This is a genomic window from Pseudalkalibacillus sp. JSM 102089 (assembly GCF_041366475.1).
In the GTDB taxonomy this organism is placed as follows: domain Bacteria; phylum Bacillota; class Bacilli; order Bacillales; family Guptibacillaceae; genus Guptibacillus; species Guptibacillus hwajinpoensis_B.
Map to the genome: position 1 here is coordinate 42355 of NZ_JBEWYW010000001.1, position 17848 is coordinate 60202.

Annotated in this window: 19 protein-coding genes and 1 other RNA gene; 17 read left to right on the forward strand and 3 right to left on the reverse strand. The window is 40.4% G+C overall.

Annotated features, from left to right (window positions below):
- Position 1 precedes the first annotated feature (1 nt).
- The 6 genes from ABVF21_RS00180 to ABVF21_RS00205 all read left to right on the forward strand — a co-directional run bounded on the left by ABVF21_RS00180 (position 2) and on the right by ABVF21_RS00205 (position 4606).
- On the forward strand, positions 2 to 724 hold the full coding sequence (locus ABVF21_RS00180) for a 3'-5' exonuclease (protein ID WP_303533507.1): 723 nt from the start codon (positions 2 to 4) through the stop codon (positions 722 to 724).
- Between the two features lie 417 nt (positions 725 to 1141).
- Entirely contained in the window at positions 1142 to 1672 is a 531-nt protein-coding gene (locus ABVF21_RS00185; protein WP_194221819.1) for a CotD family spore coat protein, read from the forward strand.
- 55 nt (positions 1673 to 1727) lie between these two features.
- Positions 1728 to 2303, forward strand: coding sequence for an SLOG family protein (locus ABVF21_RS00190; protein WP_194221818.1), 576 nt, complete (start codon positions 1728 to 1730; stop codon positions 2301 to 2303).
- Between the two features lie 90 nt (positions 2304 to 2393).
- Entirely contained in the window at positions 2394 to 2714 is a 321-nt protein-coding gene (gpsB, locus tag ABVF21_RS00195) for a cell division regulator GpsB (RefSeq protein WP_048309322.1), read from the forward strand.
- 146 nt (positions 2715 to 2860) lie between these two features.
- Positions 2861 to 3256: RNase P RNA component class B (gene rnpB, locus ABVF21_RS00200), an RNA gene on the forward strand.
- Positions 3257 to 3463: 207 nt separating this feature from the next.
- The gene (locus tag ABVF21_RS00205) at positions 3464 to 4606 is read left to right on the forward strand and encodes a THUMP domain-containing class I SAM-dependent RNA methyltransferase (protein ID WP_194221817.1); all 1143 of its coding nucleotides are present in this window, start codon (positions 3464 to 3466) and stop codon (positions 4604 to 4606) included.
- A gap of 88 nt (positions 4607 to 4694) precedes the next feature.
- On the opposite strand, the gene ABVF21_RS00210 is transcribed toward ABVF21_RS00205, so the two are convergent.
- Positions 4695 to 4940, reverse strand: coding sequence for a hypothetical protein (locus ABVF21_RS00210; RefSeq protein ID WP_371017220.1), 246 nt, complete (start codon positions 4938 to 4940; stop codon positions 4695 to 4697).
- Positions 4941 to 5056: 116 nt separating this feature from the next.
- Between ABVF21_RS00210 and ABVF21_RS00215 the strand changes: the two genes are divergently transcribed.
- Positions 5057 to 5365, forward strand: coding sequence for a hypothetical protein (locus ABVF21_RS00215; RefSeq protein WP_303533501.1), 309 nt, complete (start codon positions 5057 to 5059; stop codon positions 5363 to 5365).
- 28 nt (positions 5366 to 5393) lie between these two features.
- Entirely contained in the window at positions 5394 to 5669 is a 276-nt protein-coding gene (locus ABVF21_RS00220; RefSeq protein WP_371017221.1) for a hypothetical protein, read from the forward strand.
- A 95-nt stretch (positions 5670 to 5764) separates the two neighbouring features.
- Here ABVF21_RS00220 and yppF read toward each other — a convergent pair whose 3' ends face one another.
- Positions 5765 to 5971, reverse strand: a complete 207-nt coding sequence (gene yppF, locus ABVF21_RS00225) for a YppF family protein (RefSeq protein WP_194221813.1) — start codon at positions 5969 to 5971, stop codon at positions 5765 to 5767.
- 164 nt (positions 5972 to 6135) lie between these two features.
- Here yppF and ABVF21_RS00230 point away from each other — a divergent pair, with 164 nt between their 5' ends.
- On the forward strand, positions 6136 to 7659 hold the full coding sequence (locus tag ABVF21_RS00230; protein ID WP_371017222.1) for a carboxypeptidase M32: 1524 nt from the start codon (positions 6136 to 6138) through the stop codon (positions 7657 to 7659).
- A 40-nt stretch (positions 7660 to 7699) separates the two neighbouring features.
- On the opposite strand, the gene ABVF21_RS00235 is transcribed toward ABVF21_RS00230, so the two are convergent.
- A complete protein-coding gene (locus ABVF21_RS00235) occupies positions 7700 to 8146 on the reverse strand; it encodes a hypothetical protein (protein ID WP_303533493.1) in 447 nt (148 codons plus the stop codon).
- 142 nt (positions 8147 to 8288) lie between these two features.
- Between ABVF21_RS00235 and ABVF21_RS00240 the strand changes: the two genes are divergently transcribed.
- The 8 genes from ABVF21_RS00240 to ABVF21_RS00275 all read left to right on the forward strand — a co-directional run bounded on the left by ABVF21_RS00240 (position 8289) and on the right by ABVF21_RS00275 (position 17805).
- Positions 8289 to 9920 (forward strand): class I adenylate-forming enzyme family protein, encoded by a 1632-nt coding sequence (locus ABVF21_RS00240; RefSeq protein ID WP_371017223.1) that lies wholly within the window; start codon positions 8289 to 8291, stop codon positions 9918 to 9920.
- Between the two features lie 13 nt (positions 9921 to 9933).
- Complete coding sequence (locus ABVF21_RS00245) at positions 9934 to 11472, forward strand: acyl-CoA carboxylase subunit beta (RefSeq protein ID WP_303533488.1); 1539 nt, start codon at positions 9934 to 9936, stop codon at positions 11470 to 11472.
- A gap of 102 nt (positions 11473 to 11574) precedes the next feature.
- Entirely contained in the window at positions 11575 to 12783 is a 1209-nt protein-coding gene (locus ABVF21_RS00250; protein ID WP_226613399.1) for an acyl-CoA dehydrogenase, read from the forward strand.
- Positions 12784 to 12798: 15 nt separating this feature from the next.
- Complete coding sequence (locus tag ABVF21_RS00255; protein WP_371017224.1) at positions 12799 to 13572, forward strand: SDR family oxidoreductase; 774 nt, start codon at positions 12799 to 12801, stop codon at positions 13570 to 13572.
- A gap of 17 nt (positions 13573 to 13589) precedes the next feature.
- Positions 13590 to 14759 carry a thiolase family protein gene (locus tag ABVF21_RS00260; protein ID WP_303533483.1) on the forward strand — a complete coding sequence of 390 codons (1170 nt, stop codon included), beginning with the start codon at positions 13590 to 13592 and terminating at the stop codon, positions 14757 to 14759.
- 12 nt (positions 14760 to 14771) lie between these two features.
- The gene (locus ABVF21_RS00265) at positions 14772 to 15524 is read left to right on the forward strand and encodes an SDR family NAD(P)-dependent oxidoreductase (RefSeq protein WP_303533480.1); all 753 of its coding nucleotides are present in this window, start codon (positions 14772 to 14774) and stop codon (positions 15522 to 15524) included.
- A gap of 18 nt (positions 15525 to 15542) precedes the next feature.
- Positions 15543 to 17159 (forward strand): long-chain-fatty-acid--CoA ligase, encoded by a 1617-nt coding sequence (locus tag ABVF21_RS00270; protein ID WP_371017225.1) that lies wholly within the window; start codon positions 15543 to 15545, stop codon positions 17157 to 17159.
- 76 nt (positions 17160 to 17235) lie between these two features.
- The gene (locus tag ABVF21_RS00275) at positions 17236 to 17805 is read left to right on the forward strand and encodes a TetR/AcrR family transcriptional regulator (RefSeq protein ID WP_194221803.1); all 570 of its coding nucleotides are present in this window, start codon (positions 17236 to 17238) and stop codon (positions 17803 to 17805) included.
- Positions 17806 to 17848 lie beyond the last annotated feature (43 nt).

Below are 17848 nucleotides of genomic sequence, written 5' to 3' on the forward strand. Positions count from 1 at the left end.
AATGTCGTCCATAGGTTTGAAATTATTGCGCTATTATCTATATGATCGTGTGAAATGGCAGAAAAAGATCAAAAGGGACAAGGATTTACCAGTTTATGATCGCTTGCAGGAGTCTCTGTTATTATATCAAGAATCAAGCAGTCGATATTTTACCGTTTACGATCTCGAAACGACGGGTTTTTATCCAGCTATCGGGGATGAAGTAATCTCGATCGGTGCGGTGAAAATCGATCTTGTGGAAGGAAGGATCCTCGAAGAAACTTTCTATCGAATTGTTCGCCCTATTCATAAAGTACCGCGGGTTGTTAGACAGCTAACGGGTCTATCCATTGATGAAATAAGAGCGGGATGGACATTTATTGAAGCGTTTGAAGAATTTATGGCGTTTAGTAAAGGGACGACTCTTATTGCTCATCCCGTTAAATTTGATGTTTATTTTCTACAAACACTCGTTCAAAAATGGGGGTTGCCAGATTATTTACCTCCTTATTTGGATTCGGAAGCACTGGCGAAGGAATTATTTCCTCGCAGTAATCCGCAGCTGGATTCGTTGATAAGGAAGTTGAATATTGAACGTCATGAACGTCATCATGCCCTAAACGACGCAAGAATGACAGCGGAGCTCTGTTTGAAAATGTTTCACAAATTGGACATGAAAGACGGTCATGAACAAGAAATAAGACGGCGAATTGCGAGAGATAATCTCGTATTTGGTAGGAAATAGCTTCATTTACCTAATTATTCCCCGGGCAAGCGCACAAAGAGATGATATTCGACGATTTCTTTTAGAAAACATGTAGAAACACCGTTTACAATTGTCGTCTCTTGTTGTAACTTTGAGTAGTATATTGAAGTTTCTGTTTTTTTTAGAAAAGGATTCAGATTTGATGTAATGGAGAGATGGTAATTGAAGCAGGTCATTATGGTAATGTTTTTTATGGTAATTGCGTTAACAGTGGTCGTTATGAGTCAAATTAGTGAGTCGGCCCAGATTTATAGTGACAATGAAGTAGTCGTACAAAAATAGGCGTGGAAATTGCGTTTGTATTGAGGAAATAAGGACGAATACACAGTACATGTACATTGTGATCAACATAGGCTAGTAGGGAATTCACCAATTTAAGAAGGGGGAACCTACACTATGTTTCATAGACATCATCGCATGGGCCCGAATGGAAATATGCCAAACCAGGTAAGTCCAGCAATGCAGGGACCTAATGCGAATATGCCAAATCAAGTAAGTCCAGCAATGCAGGGTCCAAATGCGAATATGCCAAACCAGGTGAGTCCGGCCATGAAAGGCGGCATGCCAGGGCAGGTAAGTCCAGCAATGCAAGGTCCTGGAGGTCCATGTCCGACAAGTCCTGTTGTTTATCCGACAAAGTGTTGTGTCAAGAATCACTATTATAAGCACAACGTAGATCATATTCATCCTACGCATATTAAAAACGTCCATCATCACATGTATGAGCACAATCATAGTTATCCTTTAACAGAGTCAGAGGAAGTGCTAGCTTCACACATGAACAATTATCCGCCACCACGCCCGACAGGCGCAATGCCGGCTGGATACGCACCTACTAATCCTTCCCAAGTAGCAGGAGCTATGCAAGGACCAAATGGCAATGGTATGCCAGGTCAAGTAAGTCCTGCCCAAAAGAGAAGAAAATAACGAAATAATGAAACGAACTGGTCTTCCAGTTCGTTTTTACATAGGAGGTGTCTAAGTGGCAAACGTTTTACTTGTTACTGGCTATAAGGCACACGAACTAGGAATCTTTAACGACGATCATCCTGGACTTCCAATTATAAAGGCAGCCCTTCAGAGTCGCATGTCTCAGCTTATCGAAGAGAGAGATTTTGAGTGGATACTAATCAGTGGGCAAACTGGTGTTGAGCTCTGGGCTGCTGAAGTCGCACTTGATCTAAGAGAACTCTATCCCGAATTGAAGCTAGCCGTTTTAACGCCATTCCTAGATCAAGAAAGTAAATGGAAAGAACCTACTCAAGAATTTTATCATATGATCATGGGAGAAGCTGACTTTGTTGAATCAATCACAAGTCGACCTTACGAAAATCCAGGGCAATTGAAAGCAAAGAATGAATTTCTCGTTCGTAAGAGTCATGCTATGCTCGTATTATATGACGAAGATACGCCTGGTTCTCCTGATTATTACTTGAAAGAAGCAAAGAACAGACAGAGAACTGATGAAGGTTACGAAGTTTTTACCATCACACCTATTGACCTTGATTTATTAGAGCAGGATTTACGTGAAAGTAATCCCGATTTCTACAGTCAATAAGGAGAATAGAAGAGATTCCGATTGACAAGAGGAAGCTCTTTTGGAAGAATAAAATAAAGACAATAACTGCATACATACAGAGGTGATAAAATGGCAGAGCAACAACCGACTCAATTAACAGCTAAAGATATTCTTGAAAAAGATTTTAAAAGCGGATTTCGCGGTTATGATCAGGATGATGTCGACAAGTTTTTGGACGTAGTAATTAAAGATTATGAGCGTTTTGAAAATGACATTGAACAGCTGAGACAAGAGAATACGCGTCTTAGAAGAGAGATGGATCGTATGTCTGAGCAACAAAAGCGACAGCAGACGCGTTCTCAAACGCAGCCTGGAAATACCAATTATGATATCCTAAAACGACTATCAAACCTAGAGAAACACGTTTTCGGGAGTAAGTTGTACGAATAAACCACCAAACGGCGGTTTATTTTTTACAGTTTTAAAATTTCAATTACCGTACTATATTAATAAACATAAACATAACAATTCTTTAAGCAACCTTGCATCATTGTAGAATATAAGATATAATTGCTTTTGCTGTCCTAACAATGATAACGTTCGGGTAGTCGCTGTATGTCGCAATTAAGCGGCATGTAGAGGAAAGTCCATGCTCGCACGATCTGAGATGATCGTAGTGTTCGTGCCTGATGAAACAATAAGTCAGGGTAGTCCAATTGGGCTAACGGCGGGGAAACGGCCTAAGTTCTTCACGGATAAGGCCCGAATACTCTGAAAGTGCCACAGTGACGAAGTCTTAATGGAAACATTAAGAGTGGAACGAGGTAAACCCCACGAGCGAGAAACCCAAATTATGGTAGGGGAGCTTTCTTGAAGGAATTGAACGGAGAGAAAGCCAGGCGGTGAGGACGCGTCTGGAGATAGATGATTACCACCTGAGTACGAGGGGAGACCCGTTCGCAGTACGATGGAACAGAACATGGCTTACAGAACGTTATCATCTTTGATGAAAAGCCCTTAAGGGGCTTTTTTGTACGTTAAGGCTATGAATGCGCATGGATTGGAAAGCATAATAAAAAGACTTAAAAGAATACATTCTCTTCTCCACGCGAAATAGGTCTAACATGAAACGATTAATTTTGTATGATAATAGGGTAAACCTACGTTACATAAAAGAGCAAAAGATTGGAGTGGGTAAAATGGCGAAAATGGAACTAATTGCAACGGCCACCATGGGGCTCGAATCATTGGTTGCTCGTGAAGTAAAGGATCTTGGTTTTGAAAATGTACGTGTCGATAACGGAAAAGTCACTTATGAAAGTGATGAGATTGGAATATGTCGATCGAACTACTGGTTAAGAACAGCTGACAGGGTTAAGCTTAAAGTTGGGGAATTCAAAGTAACGACATTTGATGAGCTTTTCGAAGCAACGAAAGCACTCCCGTGGGGAGATTTACTACCCGAAAATGCTGAGTTTCCCGTAAGTGGTCGATCTGTAAAGTCGACATTATATAGTGTTCCGGACTGCCAGGCGATTGTCAAAAAAGCGATCGTAGAGAGCATGAAGGAAAAATATAACGTTTCGTGGTTTGATGAAGATGGACCACTATTTAAAATCGAAGTTGCGATTCACAAGGATACGGCTATTCTTACAATTGATACGAGTGGCAAAGGCTTGCACCGTAGAGGGTACAGGTACCTCCATAGTGCAGCTCCACTTAAGGAAACTATGGCAGCAGCAATGGTGATGCTCACAAATTGGAATGCAGATAAACCATTCATGGATCCATTCTGTGGATCAGGAACCCTTCCAATTGAAGCAGCTATGATCGGCCAAAACATCGCACCCGGTTTTAATCGAGAATTTGCTTCTGAAGATTGGGAGTGGATCGGGAAGAAGCGCTGGGAAGAAGCTATGATTGAAGCGGAGGACCTTGCAAATTACGATCAACCTCTTCACATTTTTGGTAGCGACCTTGACCCTAAAATGGTCGACCTTTCTAAGAATAATGCTCTTGAAGCTGGATTCGGAGATATGATTCAATTTAAGCAGATGCAAGTTACGGATGTTAGCTCTAAGTTTGAGTATGGAACTCTCATCGGAAACCCACCGTATGGTGAGCGTCTTGGTGAAAGAGAAGAAGTGGAAGACATGTATAGAAAGATGGGGAAAGCCTTCCGTGAGCGTCTTGATACATGGTCTGTTTATATTCTAACGTCACATCCTCGCTTCCAAGAAGTTTATGGAAAGAGATCAACAAAGAACCGCAAACTCTACAATGGTGATATCAAAACGCATTACTATCAATACTTTGGACCGAGACCGCCAAAGAAAGATTAATATAATAAGACTGTAAAAACACCTCTCTAGTGACGAGAGGTGTTTTAATTTGGATTTTTTGATAGTAATTATCTTTTATAACAGGTCATTATACTTTTTCAACAACATAAGCACGTTTATCCCGAAAGTACTTCTCACCTTCATCAGAAGAATGTTCAAAAAAACCTTCCACTTCATGGGTCACCTTATACTCACGTTCCGGATCAGAAAAAAGTTGTGAAGCATTACTTGAAAGTAAAAGAACATCCGTAGTTGATACAAAGCTATCCAGTTCTTTGGCGGTATAGTGTTCACCTGGTTTTAGCGTATTGATTCGATGTTGTCTCATTTTCATTTTTCCTCCCCTTAACTTATGATGTACTTATTTGTTCCCACGTCTAATAGACATTTAAACGGAATAATATGTATATGGTATAAAAGAGCTAAAGAAACAAGAGAGGGGTGAAATGAATGAAAAAAACGATGTCTATTATCATCGTCGTATTGGGGTTCGTAATGTTTCATACAAATCCTAATCTGACTGATTATAGTAGGTGGGTAGGGGATCAACTTAAAAAAGACCAAAATGCGCTTATGGAAATAGGCGTCGATTTGGCTGTCATTCCATATGTTGAAGCAAATACCACTAGAACGAATAGGTACGTGTTTTCTGTATATCGAACAAAGTTATGGAATGATAAAGAAATAGTAGCTTATGGATTATTTAATCATTTTTACATAAATAAAGAAAAATTAGAAATTATTATAGACGAATCATAAAATATCGTGTATTCTTTCCGGGTCGGGAATGACGGAAGGAGGGTTTACAATCGAGTTTATTGGTCTTATTGTACCTATTGCAGTCGCCATATTTCTAATAATGGACGCCCCAAAGCATGATAAGAATCCCTGGTTATGGGGAGTATTAGGATTCCTATTTACATTTCTTACACTTGGAATTTATCTACTTAAAACGGGACGTAAAGTAGCTGGATGGATTTTTATAGCGCTTTCTATATTATCAATTATTGCAACAATTGCTCTTATTGGTGTGGTGATTGCAATTATTATGAATGCTGTATAAAGGAGTTGGAAATGTAGAAAAGCCATGGGCAGCATTGCCCATGGCTTTTCATGTACGTATCACTAGAAACTTATGGTAGGATAGAACAAGAGGGATTAAAAGGCTTTCATTTCTTCATGCGTGAAGTACTCTGGTTTCTTTGCGCCTTGTGAGTGGAGCTCTTTAAAATAGGTTTGATACTCATATAAAGAAATCGAACCTTGTAAATAATTCACCTGGATAAAGTCGAGTAGTTCGTCTGCACTAGCAGGCTTTCTTCCTTTTACTTGATCAAATGTGTTTATCAGATTTTGAATTGACACCTGAATCCCTCCTTGAACTATTGAGCTTATCCAAAGGATAACATGAGATAGTTCATATCCATTATTTTAGAATTTTTTAACTTCCGACAAATCCTTACATAGTTAAACGAGATATGTCGAATTTATTGTTATGAAGGAAATTACTTTTTAAGGAGTTGAACGATTTGGCAACAGAAATCAAACAAACCGAGCAGGAATTTTTAAATTATGTAAAGAAAATGACGAGTTTTAATGAAGCGATTGGTGTTATGTATTGGGATCTCCGCACTGGCGCACCAAAAAAAGGTGCTGAACAGCGCTCTGAGGTTATTGGAATGATGTCTTCTGAAGTTTTTGAAATGTCGGTATCTCCTGAAATGAAGGGGTATCTTGATGAGCTTACAAAGGAAGACCAGCAAACTGAATTAAGTGAAATCACTCGTAAAACGGTAGAAGAGTGCCGTAAAGACTACGATCGGAACATAAAAATTCCTGCAGAAGAGTACTCTGAATATGTCATTTTAAGTTCGAAAGCAGAGACGATCTGGGAAGAAGCGAAGGAAAAAGCTGACTTCGAATTGTTTAGACCGTATCTCGAAAAGCTTGTGGCATTCAATCAGAAATTTGTCGAATATTGGGGATACGATGAAAATAAATATGATACGCTGCTTGACCTATTTGAACCAGGTGTAACAGTGAAAATGATTGATCGCGTATTTAACCAACTTAGAGAACATATTGTGCCACTTGTAAAACAAGTTGTTAATGCGAGTGATCAGCCCAAAACTGACTTTTTGTTTGAACATTTCCCACAAGATAAGCAACAAGCCTTCAGTATGGAAGTATTGAGGAAAATGGGGTATGACTTTGACGCTGGTCGTCTTGATACGACGGTTCATCCATTTGCAACAGGACTGAATCCTGGTGATGTGCGTGTTACGACGAAGTATGATGAAGGTGATTTTCGCACAGCAGTATTTGGTACGATTCATGAGGGTGGTCATGCTTTATACGAACAGAATTTATCACCCAAATTGATTGGCACGCCTTTATGTACGGGTACGTCTATGGGGATTCACGAATCACAGTCTCTTTTCTGGGAAAACTTTGTTGGTCGTCATCAATCATTTTGGAAAAACAATTACGACAAGCTTAAAAGCTATTCAACTGGACAATTTGATGATGTTTCATTAGAAGATTATTACCGTGCCATTAACGTTGCAGGTCCTTCTTTGATTCGAATTGAAGCAGATGAAATGACGTATGCGCTGCATATCATGGTTCGTTACGAAATTGAAAAAGGATTGATTAATGGAGAAATTGAAGTGAAGGATTTGCCAACGATCTGGAACGAAAAAATGGAGGAGTATTTAGGTATTACTCCAGATAACGATGCGGTCGGCGTTCTTCAGGATGTTCACTGGTCAGGTGGCTCATTTGGTTATTTCCCTTCCTATGCGCTAGGTTACATTTATGCGGCTCAAATTAAGAATGCTATGTTAAAAGACATCCCACAATTTGATGAGCTATTAGAACAGGGTGACTTGATGCCTATTAAAGAATGGTTAACAGAAAATATCCATCAGTACGGTAAGCTAAAGCAACCAATTGATATTATTAAAGACATTACTGGCGAAGGGCTAAATGCTGAATATTTAATTCAATATCTTGAAGAGAAGTATTCACAAGTTTATCGCCTGCAAAAATAATAGATGAAAAATCCTGCCGGCAAGGCAGGATTTTTTTCAATTAATCTGTCGATAGAGCATCATAATCGTTCTCGTTAACACCAACGAATCCATTAAGTATGACCGCTGCAAATAGCGGAGTACGCTCTTTCAATTCTTCTACTGTATATAGTCCTGAGAAATATTGGACGATTAATCCATCAATCATCGCCACAAATGCGCTAACGCCTTCACGGTAGTGAAGTGGCCAATATTCTTTGTCTGGATCGAGCGCCACAAAGCGATCTCTTAAATATAGGAGCATTTCATCAAATGCTCTTTTAAATTCTTCGGGTTCTTGATTCTGAGCTTGTTTCCCCATTTCTTCCGTTAGCTTAGGAAGGTTCTGTTCGTTGTAGTCCATTGAGCCATATATGAAATTCTCTACAAATTCTGGAACAGTTTCCCCTTTGCAGTCATCGGTGAATTTTTCATATTCTTGTGTGAGCTGGTATAAGTTTTTATTCATCTTCATTCTTCCTTTCAAAGTGATAAAACACTATTTCCCAATTTTATCTATGTAAAACATGAATTTTATATTGAATAGTGAGAACGGCTACATGTATGATAAATGAAAGACATACCATACGGTCAGTATGAAGGAGGCTATTATGAAAAAAATGAAAACGAGTTGGCCAGAAGCTGTTCCAGTAACGTTAGAATACTTAAATGGAAAAAAGCCGCTTCATGAATATCTTGCATTAAATGCCGAAGTTTCACCAAATCAAACAGCAATCCATTACTATGGTTACGAATTGACATGGAAGGAATGGAATGAGCGATCAAATCAATTGGCTAATTATTTGGCAAGGATAGGGGTAACGAAAGGCGATCACGTGGCAGTATTTATGCAAAACTGTCCGCAATATCTTATTTCCCATTATGCGATCCAAAAGCTCGGGGCAGTTGTTGTACCATTAAACCCAATGTATAAATCATCAGAGCTTTCATATTTAATAAGCGAAGGAGATATCAAAGGTATCGTATCTGGCCTAGAACTGTTGCCAATGCTTCACGAAATGGAAGATAGTCTCTCCTTTATTGTTACGGTTTCTTATCAATCGCTTATTCAGCAGGACACACACTCTCTCGTACCGCAAGAATTACTTAACTCCGAGGAAGCCTCAAGGTTTACGACTCTTGAATCACTTTTTGAAACAGAATCGAATCTATTTCATTCTTCTAATGTTCAATTAGATGACGTTTCTCTGATGGTGTTTACATCTGGCACAACAGGAAGACCGAAAGCAGCTATGTTAACTTATGAAAACGCTTTATATAAAACCGCTGCAACAATGACATGTAATCAAGTAGGGGAAGGTGAAAAGCTACTGGCCAATGCCCCGTTATGTCATATTGCTGGAATGGTTATGGGCGTCAATCTTCCAGTTTATAGTGGCAATGAAACGGTGTTACTAAGTCGATTTGACCCAGAAACCGTAGTTCGTACAATTGAGGATCATCGTATTACAATGTGGTATAGCATTGCTCCAATGAATGGAGCGATCATGCAAATACCAAATATTGAACAGCGTGATTTTACTTCCCTTCGACTAAACTTAGCGACGAGTTTCGGGCTCCAAGTAACTGAAAAACTAGCAAATCAATGGAAAGAAATAACGGGCGGTTTGCTTTATGAAGCTTCTTATGGATTGAGTGAGACACATACATGTGACACTTTTATGCCAAAAGAAAACATTAAGTATGGGAGTTGTGGCATTCCGATTCATCATACTACCATTAAAATCGTCGGTCTTGAGAGTGGGGATGAGCTACCACCTTATGAAGAAGGAGAAATTATTATTCAAAGCCCTGGTGTGTTTAAAGGGTACTACAATCGACCCGAAGAGACTGCGGCTACGCTTAAAAACGGATGGGTTCATACAGGCGACATTGGTCACCTTGATGAAGAAGGATATTTGTATTTTAAAGGTCGAGTAAAAGAAATGATAAAGAGCTCAGGATATAGCGTTTTTCCAGAAGATGTAGAAGCACTAATGAATGAACACCCAGCCATTATGCAAACAGCTGTTATCGGAATACCTGATCAGCAAAAAGGAGAAATCATTAAAGCTGTCATTGTCCTTGACCCTAACGATTCAAATCGATCTATAGAAGAATTATTAGCATGGGCTAAAGCTCATATGGCAGCTTATAAAGCACCAAAAGTGATTGAAATTCGAAAGAGCTTACCCGCAACATCTTCAGGTAAAGTATTGAGAAGACTGTTAAAAGATAGATAAGGAGAGTGAGATTATGGAGAATATTGTAGAAGAGTTAAAGAATCGTAGAGTTTTTGCAGAGCGGATGGGGGGACAACATAAAATCGACGCGCTTCATGCAAAAGGTAAAAAGACAGCTAGGGAGCGAATTGCCCTACTAGTGGATGAAGGGTCCTTTCTTGAACTTGGTAAATTAACCTCGTCTGATATTCCAGGACTCGAGGAAAAAAGTCCAGGTGACGGTGTGATCTGTGGAGTTGCTCGGGTAGATGGACGCCCGGTAGTAGTTCAAGCTGGTGATAAAACAGTATTTGCAGGTACAGAAGGTGCTGTCCATATTCGAAAAACAAAAGCTGCTCATGCGTATGCATTAAAGAGAGGTTTACCATTAGTTAATTTAAGTGAAGGGGGAGGTCTCCGAATGCCAGATGGAATGGGCTCTGATGGTATTAGTGATAAGCTTTTCCCTCAAGAAATGTTAATGCATCACCGTGAAGTTCCGATGGTCACAGCGATTTTAGGTGATAGTTTCGGAGGACCAACATGGCTAGCGGTGTCTTCGGATTTTGTGACACAGCTGAATGGGACGTGCATGGGGGTAGCTGGTCCAAGAATGCTTGAGATTGCAACTGGAGAGAAAATAACAGAGAATCAGCTAGGAGGTGTTGAAATTCATCATAAGCACACAGGTCAGATTGATCAATCTGCAGACTCGGAAGAGGAATGCATTGATCAATTGAAGTTATTCTTAAGCTATCTTCCTTCGCATAGTGAAGAGGAACCACCATTATGTCACAATGAGGATTCGCTCGAAAGGCGAGTTGATCAGCTACTTTCAATTGTTCCAGAGAAACAGAATCGTGCGTACAACATGAAAAAGGTGTTGAAAGAGTTAGTCGATAACGGGGAGTTCTTTGAACTTAAACCCGAGTTTGGACCTGCTCTCTTAACTGTTCTATCAAGAATAGGAGGAAGGACAGTAGGGATTATTGCAAATCAACCGATGAAATATGCAGGTGCTGCTGGTGTACAGGAATGTGAAAAGGCGACTGATTTTATCTGTATGTGTGATTCATTTCATATACCTTTGATTTTCCTTCACGACATTCCAGGGTTCCGAGTAAGTTCCGAAGCAGAAAAGGGAAAAATCCCGACGAAAATTATGGTGTGGAATCAGGCTCTAGCGCAGTCCACGGTTCCGAAACTTTCCGTAGTCATCAGAAAAAGTGTAGGGGCAGCTTACGGGAATATGTGTGGCCCAACAATGGGAGCGGATTTTGTCGTCGCCTGGCCATCAGCAGAAATTAATTTTACTGGACCAGAAGTTGGTGTGAATGTCGTTTATGGCAGAGAATTAATGCAATCTGAAAATCCTAAACAAGATCGAGAGAAGCTTTTAGAGAAATGGAGCTTTGATAGTTCTCCTTATAAAGCAGCCGCGAAGCATTTAATCGATGATGTCATTGATCCAGGGGAAACGCGGGTGTTTCTTGCCAGAACCCTTGAACTGGCGTGTTATAAAAACGGTTCAAAAAGCAATAGAAATTTAGCTAATTGGCCAACAGGATTTTAAATTCTAACATTTGTATTGAATATTTTGAATAATAAATTTATACTTATTACAAGAACATACCAACCGGTTAGTTAGATAACTGGTAAAAGGAGCTAACAAATGATGAATTTCGACTATTCAGAGCGGTGCTTATCGTATCTTGAAAAATTAACCGCATTTATGGATGAGAATGTATACCCTAATGAAAAAGTCTATGAAGAACAGCTTTCAGCGCAAGATAGTAGGTGGTCTGCCATTCCACCAATTATGGAAGAGTTAAAACAGAAAGCGAAAGATGCTGGATTATGGAATCTTTTTCTTCCAGATAGTGAGTATGGCGCAGGTCTTACCAATGCTGAATATGCTCCTCTTTGTGAAGTAATGGGGCGTTCTATGATTGGGCCTGAAGTATTTAACTGTGCGGCACCTGACACTGGAAATATGGAAGTATTAGTCCGTTACGGAACAGCGGAGCAAAAGAAACAATGGCTTGAACCTCTTCTTTCTGGGGACATCCGCTCCTGCTTCTCAATGACAGAACCTGATGTTGCGTCATCTGATGCTACAAATATTCAAGCACGAATCGAACGTGATGGTGATGAGTACGTTATCAACGGAACTAAGTGGTGGTCGTCAGGTGCAGGTGACCCTAGGTGCAAAATTGCTATTGTAATGGGCAAAAATGATCCGAACGCATCAAAGCACGAACAGCAGTCGATGATTCTTGTTCCTCTTGATACGAAAGGCGTTACAATAAAACGTGTTCTTCCTGTCTTTGGGTATGACCACGCACCGCACGGACATGCTGAAATTGAATATAAAGATGTTCGAGTACCTGCTACAAACATGCTATGGGAAGAAGGGAAAGGTTTTGCAATTGCTCAAGGGCGACTTGGTCCTGGTCGAATTCATCACTGTATGAGATTAATCGGTACGGCAGAGCGTGCACTTGAAGATTTATGTAAGCGCGTACAAGAACGAGAAGCGTTCGGGAAGAAAATATCTGAGCAAGGTGTTGTTCGAGAATGGATCGCTGATTCTCGTATTGAAATTGAACAGGCAAGACTTCTTACCTTAAAAGCGGCATATATGATGGATACAGTTGGGAACAAAGAAGCGAAAGCAGAAATTGCGATGATCAAAGTAGTGGCTCCTAATATGGCGCTTCGTGTTATTGATCGCGCCATCCAAGCTTTTGGCGGTGCTGGAGTTAGTGATGATTATACGCTAGCTGCTCACTGGGCTAATGCGAGAACGCTAAGACTGGCTGATGGTCCGGATGAAGTGCATCGTAGCGCAGTAGCAAGACAAGAATTGAAGAAGTATAGATAACGAGGGGGATATAGGATGAACGTTATGCAACTGTTTGACTTAACTGGTAAGACTGCGATTGTTACAGGAGGTGGAAGAGGACTTGGTAAGCAAATCGCAGAAGGATTTGCAGAAGCTGGAGCTAATGTAGTTATTTGTTCAAGGAAACGAGAGGCTTGTGAAGCTGTTAGTGAGGAGCTACAGAAAGCCGGAGTAAAGTCTCTAGCTTTTGAATGTGATGTAACGAATCAAGAGCAAGTTCAGCATATTGTAGATGAAACGATGAAAGAATTTGGTCGCATTGATATTCTTGTCAATAACAGCGGTGCATCATGGGGTGCGCCAGTCGTTGAAATGCCACTTCAAGCATGGCATAAAGTTATGGAAGTTAATGTAACTGGGACATTTCTCTTTGCACAGGCCGTTGGAAAAGAAATGATTAACCAAAAAAGTGGAAAAATTATTAACATTGCTTCTGTCGCAGGTCTTGGTGGTGCTGATCCACGCTATATGGACGCGATTGGTTATAACACGAGTAAAGGAGCCGTTATCACATTTACAAAAGATCTTGCTGTAAAGTGGGGTGGCTATAACATAAATGTTAATGCGATTGCACCAGGATTCTTCCCTACAAAAATGTCGAAGGGATTGATTGATGCAGGTGGCGAAAAAATGTTAGAAACGACGCCACTTAATCGCTTTGGTTCAGATGATGATCTAAAAGGTGCAGCACTATTTCTAGCATCAAATGCTTCTAATTATGTAACAGGAGATATTTTAATTGTTGATGGTGGACAACATGCAATGTAATGGGGGAGGAAACTAATATGAAACGTGATGCAGTTATTGTCTCAAGCGTAAGAACACCTATTGGTAGGCAAGGAGGAGCGTTTGCTGGGATTCAAGCACACGAGCTTGGGGCAATCGCTCTTAAGGAAGCCGTTGCTCGAATCAATTTGGAGGTTGAATCAATCGATGATGTGATCTTTGGAAATGTTATTGGCGGTGGCGGAAATATCGCTAGGCTGACAGCATTGCAGGCTGGTCTTCCGCTTTCTATACCAGGTTTAACAATCGATCGACAGTGCGGATCCGGACTGAATTCGATTAATCTTGCTGCACAGGCGATTAAATCGGGAGACGGAGACGTTTATATTGTCGGAGGGGCAGAAAGTATGAGTCAAGCGCCTTATTTAATGGAAAAGCCTTCAAAACCATATAGTACAATGCCACCACGCTTTATGAAATCCAGGCTTTCCCCTGATGAAATTGGAGATCCTCCAATGGGAATTACAGCCGAGAATTTGGCAGAGAAATATCAAATTTCTAGAGAAGAACAAGATGAGTTTGCACTAAGAAGTCAGGAACGAATGGGTAAAGCTATGGTAGAGGGATATTTTGACTCGCAGATTGCTTCTGTTCATGTTCCTGTTCGTAAGGGTGACCCAATTGAAGTGACAAAGGATGAACATCCTAGACCTGAAACTACTTTGGAACGGCTTTCTTCCTTGGCACCTGTCTTTAAGAAGGGAGGATCGGTGACAGCTGGATCTAGCTCAGGCTTAAATGATGCGGCATCCGCTCTCATTGTCATGTCGCGTGAAAAAGCAGGGCAGCTCGGTTTGAAACCACTTGCCGTAGTTAAAGGATATGCTGTAAGCGGAGTAGATCCTAATATTATGGGAATTGGACCTGTTCCTGCTACAAATAAAGTTATGCAGCAAACTGGATTATCTCTTGAGGAAATGGATTTAATTGAAATTAATGAAGCGTTCGCTGCACAGGTACTTGCATGTGATCGAGAACTTAACATGAACCATGATGTGCTGAACGTCAACGGAGGAGCTATTGCTCATGGTCACCCATTAGGTGCAACAGGAGCGATTTTAGCCACAAAGGCAGTTTATGAGCTTGATCGTAGAGATGGAAAATATGCGCTGATTACAGCTTGTATTGGTGGAGGTCAGGGGATCGCTACAATACTTGAAAGAGAATAAGGGAGGCGTAAAATGAGGCTGCAGGATAAAATCGCGATTGTTACTGGAGGCGGAGGAGGAATTGGAAGAGCGACTGCCATTCGCTTTGCAAATGAAGGGGCGAAAGTAGTTATCTCAGATATTCACTCTGAAACTGGAGAGGAAACTGTCGAACAAGTGAAGAAAATGGGAGGTGATGCCATTTTTGTAAAAACAGACACAGCAAATGAAGGAGATATGAAAGCGCTTGTAGAAGAATGTGGAAAGCATTATGGTGGACTCGACATTCTTTTTAATAATGCTGGTGTTAGTAATGAAGAAGTAAAGTTAGCTGATATGTCCGTTGATGAATGGGACCGTGTCGTGTCGATTAATTTACGAGGCGTTTTTCTAGGAATGAAATTCTGTATTCCGTTAATGGAAAAAAGAAATGGTGGTTCCATTGTTAATACATCTAGCCTTCTAGGACTAAAGGGGAAAAAATTCATGGCCCCTTACAATGCCTCTAAAGGCGGGGTGATTACATTAACGAAAAATGCTGCACTTGAATACGGAGGTAAGAATATTCGAGTGAATGCTGTGTGTCCAGGTGTTATCGATACGAATATTGTTACACCATGGAAGGAAGACGATCGTAAATGGCCCATTATCTCAAAAGCCAATGCACTAAAAAGGGTAGGACAACCAGAAGAAATTGCAAACGCCGTGCTGTTTCTAGTCTCGGATGAGGCCTCATACGTAACAGGAACTAGCCTTCTTGTTGACGGAGGAGGATTAACGTTTTAATTATTCGGAGGTGTAAGCATGAACGAGCATAAGAGTTGGTTTAAGCATTACCCTGAATCGATTTCCAGTACGATTGATATCCCGAACATTTCACTTCAAGATATGTTAATGAAAACAGTGAACGATTATCCAGATCATGTTGCGCTATCTTTCTATCAGAAAAAAATAACGTACCGTGAGCTTGGGCACTTTTCTTCAGCATTTGGTTCTGCGCTTCAGAATACCTCACAAATGAAACCAAAAGATCGTGTCGCCCTCATGCTGCCAAACTGTCCACAGTTTGCTATTAGCTACTATGGTGTATTAAGAGCAGGAGGAACCATTACACAAATTAATCCAATGCTCGTTGAACGCGAACTTCAGTACATATTAGCGGATTCAGGTGCGGAAACGATTGTGATCTATGATGCCCTTTATCCAAGATTAAAAGCGATACAGAATGAAACGAGTGTGAAAAACGTTATTGTTGTTTCCCTTCAGCCTACTGAGGCATCTTTCGCTCCAGATATGCCTTTTGACCAATTTATTCAAAGCTCAACTCAGCAACTAAACGAAATTTCTGTCGATCCAAAGGAAGAAATCGCTGTTCTTCAATATACTGGCGGGACAACTGGGAGATCAAAAGGAGCAATGCTCACTCATCGTAATCTAATTGCAAATGTAGAGCAAAGCCTTGAATTCTTTAAAGGAGAGTTTATCTTTGGTGAAGAGAAGTGCCTAACGGTCATTCCGTTATTTCACGTTTTTGGAATGACGTCTTGTATGAATTTATCAATTCGAATTGGTGCGGAGAGCGTGATTTTACCAAGATTCGATGTTGATGAAGTATTGAAGACGATCGAAACTGAAAAACCAACAATGTTTCCAGGCGTCCCAACGATGTATGTAGGACTTACAAACCATCCTGATGCAGAAAAGTATAATCTCGGTAGCATTCGGACCTGTAATAGCGGAAGCGCCCCAATGCCCGTTGGATTAATGAAGGAATTTGAGAGGAAAACTGGGGCCAAAATACTCGAAGGATATGGATTGAGTGAAGCTTCACCGACGACTCATGTAAATCCCCCATTCGGTGAACGTAAGCCTGGTAGTGTTGGAATTGGTTTTCCTTCAACGGATTATAAGGTTGTCGACCTAGGTGAAGGGAAAACAGAGCTTCCGTTTGGTGAGTCAGGGGAGCTGGTGATTAAAGGACCACAAATTATGAAAGGGTACTGGAACATGCCAGAAGAAACGGCTAATACATTGCGAGATGGTTGGCTATATACAGGCGATATTGCAAAGATGGACAGCGATGGGTATATTTCCATTATTGATCGCAAAAAGGACCTTATTATTGCTAGTGGGTATAATATTTATCCGCGTGATATTGAGGAGGTTCTATATGAACATCCTGCTGTTATGGAAGCTGTCATAGTAGGTGTTCCGGATCCTTATCGTGGTGAAACTGTCAAAGCGGTTATCGTTAAGAAGCCAGGAGCTGAATTAACAGAGCAAGAAGTTGTTTCTTATTGTCAGGATGAAATGGCTCCATACAAAGTGCCAAAGATCGTCGAATTCCGTAGCGAGCTCCCTAAAACTAGCGTAGGGAAAATTTTAAGAAGATCCATTCGCGATGAAGCACGTCAAGTATAGCTAAGGATGCTTCTGAGTAGCCTCCATATGATATAATCTTAATCAATGAACATTGATAGATTGAGAGGGTACTAGCATGAAACACAAACTGACTGTCAAAAGTATTGAGCTTTTTGAGAAGCAAGGCTTTAGTGAAACGTCAATTCAAGATATTGTCGATGCCATTGGCGTAACGAAGGGCACATTTTATTACTATTTTAAGAGTAAAGAAGAACTGCTGATGGATATTCACTCTTCTTATATCGACGGAATGATTAAGCAACAAAAGGAAATTTTAGAAGATGTGTCGAAAGATTGTAAAACTAAGCTATACGATATGGTGTACATGTTAATTCACAACGTCGAATTAGAAGGTCATAGTGCACGAGTTTTCTTCCGTGAGATGAAAAACTTGAAAGAAGAAAACTTAGCCGAAATTCTTCCAAAGCGTGATCAAATTCGCTATTACTTTCAGGATCTATTAAAACAAGGTGTTGAAAACGGAGAATTCAAAAGTGATCTCAATATTGGGATTGTGACGTTTGCCATTCTTGGCATTACAAACTGGACGTATCAGTGGTATAAACCAAACGGTCCAGTTTCAGATAAGGAAGTAGCTAGCATTTTTGTGGATATGGTACTAAACGGAATAGAGGAAAGCGAATAAGCTTTCCTTTCTCATTTCACTATAATGTAAACGCTTTCGATCC